Consider the following 3,545-nt stretch of genomic DNA (forward strand, 5'->3'; position numbering starts at 1 on the left):
GTCACTATACGATCCAGTAGCATTACGTTTTTACGTTTGAGTATTTAGGAGCGGTAGACTCTGTACAGGCTATGCGTGCAATATGTGAAGCACACTTGTGGGAATCAGTGTGCCATTATTGCGTTGTGCATGCAACCCTCTAGCGAGTACTTCATTGGTAAGGTTGTTTTTTGAAGCTGATTAATTATCTGTGTGTTTTTTAAGAGAACGTTCGCACTGATGTATCGCGTGCCGTACCAAGAAATCTTCCAAAAAAAATTATTAAAAATACTAAAAATATATGTGCAAGATGAACAAATGCTTGCTGAGGATATTGTATCAACGACTGTAGCTGCTTAAGGGCACATAATCTTGGGGGGCATAATGTTGTACAAAAAATCATGAAGTTCAAAAAACTCGTAAAGGTGCATTGCACTTCTCCTTTGAGAATTTGGCATCTCCTCTTAGCTTAATACGTTCTCATTATGATATAAACCCTTGGTTCTCCTGAACACCCGCTTGTCATGCGTTTTTCTGCTGATGCTCAAGAGATCTTTCGTGAATGGATGCAAAAGATTTTTAAAGAAGCCAAAGAGAATAACCTTTCTGAAAGCTTACAAGCGCATCTTTTGAAAATGCCTAAGACCATAGTAAGTCTTGCATTGATTTTTGAATTAACCGAAGGGGGGCGTTTTGAAATCAACAAAGATGCCCTTCAAACAGCCTTGCGATGGGAAAAATATTTGTTAAGTTATGTCAAAAGGCTTTATGCGGCGGCGGATAACTTAGCAACAGAGGGGGCAAAATTGATTGTCGAGCGCTGTGATCATTTATCTGATGTTTTTACTTTACGCGATATTCATCAAAGAAGTTGGATCGGTTTAACAGATAATAGAGCCATTAAGCAAGCTTTAGAGCTTTTATGTCGTTGTAATTATATTCGTGAAATCTCTAGAGACAATAGCTCCCAAGGTGGTCGACCTACCATACGCTATGAATGGCATCCTTTAGCAAAAAGTTATAAGACACCACACTAAGACAATCTAGAAATCTTATAAACATTAAACAATATAACAGTGAACCTTCAAAGCACTCCCCATCATTAGTTTTGGGGGTTTTAGGAACCTACAAAACCTCTCTATAAAATGCCTCATAAAATCTATCAAAATAATCATTATGATATTTTAAAAGCACATGCTTCATTTGTCTTTTTCCATAAAATAAACAGCAAATTTCACTATTTTGCTGATCTGATCTCTCTCATGGGCTGTGGATAAACAGCGTTTAAAAAACTTTTTGAAAAAATTTATCCGCTTTTTTAGCATTTTTCTGCATTTTTTCTCAATTCATTCAAAATGGATTTAATAAGCTTCTTTTTGATTCTTTTGAAGAGAATTAAACCCCTTATACGAAAACGGAACTCTGTTGTAACAGGGCGTGAACTGGATCATTTGCACGTGAATTATGAAACTGTAAAACCTTATCCCGTAACCTTTAAAAAGGTAATCCAAAAGTTACAGAGATCTCTAATCCAGAAAAATTCTATTACGTGACTGAAATGAAATTCGCAAAAGCAGGTAAAGAGAAAGATAAAACCACTGTTATTTATAATAACAATATCACAATAACAGATATCCCTCTTGACGCTTGTGAGTATATCGTTAATGGTAAACCCGCTCTTGAATGGGTTATGGGGCGTCAATGTGTTAAGACTGATAAAAAGAGTGGCATTGTTAATGATGCCAATCGTTATGCTGTTGAAACCATTGGCAACCCTGCCTACCCTCTAGAGTTATTTCAGAGGGTTATTACCGTAAGTTTAGAGACAATGAAAATTGTTAAGAACTTACCAAAATTAGAAATTAGAGAAACTGAATAGACTTGGCTTGCTAAACTCACAAAGGGGTATAGAATCTTATAACCATAATCTATACCTCTCTTGTTATGTTGATTAGATACAATCTTTAAAAGGAGTGTTTATATGCATTATTCTAAAAAGAAGAAACTTACACTTTTAAATACTCTACTTTGAATTGCTTTAAGACTTTTAAGAAATCCCATCTTAAAGTGAATACGCTTCTTTTATATTGCCTTTAAAAGATTAAACCGTAATCTAAAATGATAGCTTTATTGTTATCAGAAGCTTTATTTAAAGAGGGTTATGTATATTCATTTTCTTATATTACTTATAGGTTTTGAATGTTTCTACCCCCCCAAAAAACCTTACAAAACATAGAGCATTAGTTGAATTTATAGGTTGTACTATTGATATAGGTTGTTTTTTGAAAAATTGATAAAAAATAACATATTGAAATATAATGACTTTTATTTTTTATTGAAAAATATGTAAAGGGGGGCGTAAAAAGCACCTCCAAAACTCATAACCATAATGGTCTTGATAGCATTTATTATGATTATAATCCCTTTCTTTTGAAAGGCTTTAAAGATTACATACTCTCATAAGACATGTTTTAATCATTCACTAAATGATCACTTTTGTCGATTCAATGTACTGACATAAACTGACAAATATATATTTACAGTTGTATTTATTTGTTATGGCTGTTTTAATAAGTTGTATTTTGAAAAAAATCATAAAACTTAACTTATTGAAATATAATGATTTTAATTTTCTCTCATTTAAAAAAAATGATATAGGTTCTAAAAAGAACTGACAAGACTGACAAAAGTTTATTAAAAAGGATTTTGCTCATCTCTATAATGATCAGTTTCTATTGAGATGTTTTCATAAGTGTTTTCATAACAGACAATAAATCGCAATTATCCTATTTATCATTTCTCTTATGAACATGAAAAATGATGCCATGGCTATAAAGAACATAACAACTATAGAAAAAGCAAAAATGCAAATGAAAGCATTTGTTATAAAGACAGTCCCTATAAGGCTGTTAAGTCTAAAATGTGTTATTAAAAGAAATTAACAGAAATCTTAAAAGCCATTTAGTGACAAAATTGATAGGTTATAAAGCTAAAAATACGCATAATGAGAGCTTTTCTAAATATTATAAATGTATAGATTCAGAAAATAACGCAATCGTTTCATAAAACCTATAATATAGCTTTAAAAGCACATGAATATAAAAGAAGCAATTAATAGACATAAGATATTATCAATACACAACGTATTAAAAAATAAGAAAAAATATCAAAAAGATAGAATATTATTTGACAATAAATACGTATTTTGTTATATAAGTACTCAAGTGATCAAAACACTTTCGAATAGCGGATAGGTTACGAAACAGCCTCTCCCATGCCTTTTAAAATACTGACTTTCTTTTATGCTTTTGTTAGCATATGAGAATTTTGTCGGGTGTAGCTATGCCATACAATACCCTTTCAAGGGAAAAGTGTAGCAACGGACTATTCGCCGTGTTTTGAGCGCCCGGCGCCCTTATAGGGTGTCAATTTCAAAACAATTGAACGAATAGGATATTTAGCATGAGTGCTATAGTTAATAAATTAACCCCCCCGTTATCTCTTCCATTGCAAATGAAACCGCCCCTGTTAATCAACAAGAGCCTGCAAAAAAATACGAATTTACC

Annotated in this window: 1 protein-coding gene and 1 pseudogene; both read left to right on the forward strand. The window is 32.4% G+C overall.

Features of this window, described 5'->3' with window-relative positions:
- Positions 1-503: 503 nt before the first annotated feature.
- Positions 504-1,016, forward strand: a complete 513-nt coding sequence (locus ACFIKJ_RS08790; RefSeq protein WP_026500614.1) for a DUF3987 domain-containing protein — start codon at positions 504-506, stop codon at positions 1,014-1,016.
- Between the two features lie 387 nt (positions 1,017-1,403).
- Positions 1,404-1,858: pseudogene (locus tag ACFIKJ_RS08795) on the forward strand (type ISP restriction/modification enzyme); the annotation flags it as partial.
- Positions 1,859-3,545 lie beyond the last annotated feature (1,687 nt).

The organism is Bartonella sp. PS7NMGDW, assembly GCF_042193585.1.
Classification (GTDB): domain Bacteria; phylum Pseudomonadota; class Alphaproteobacteria; order Rhizobiales; family Rhizobiaceae; genus Bartonella; species Bartonella grahamii.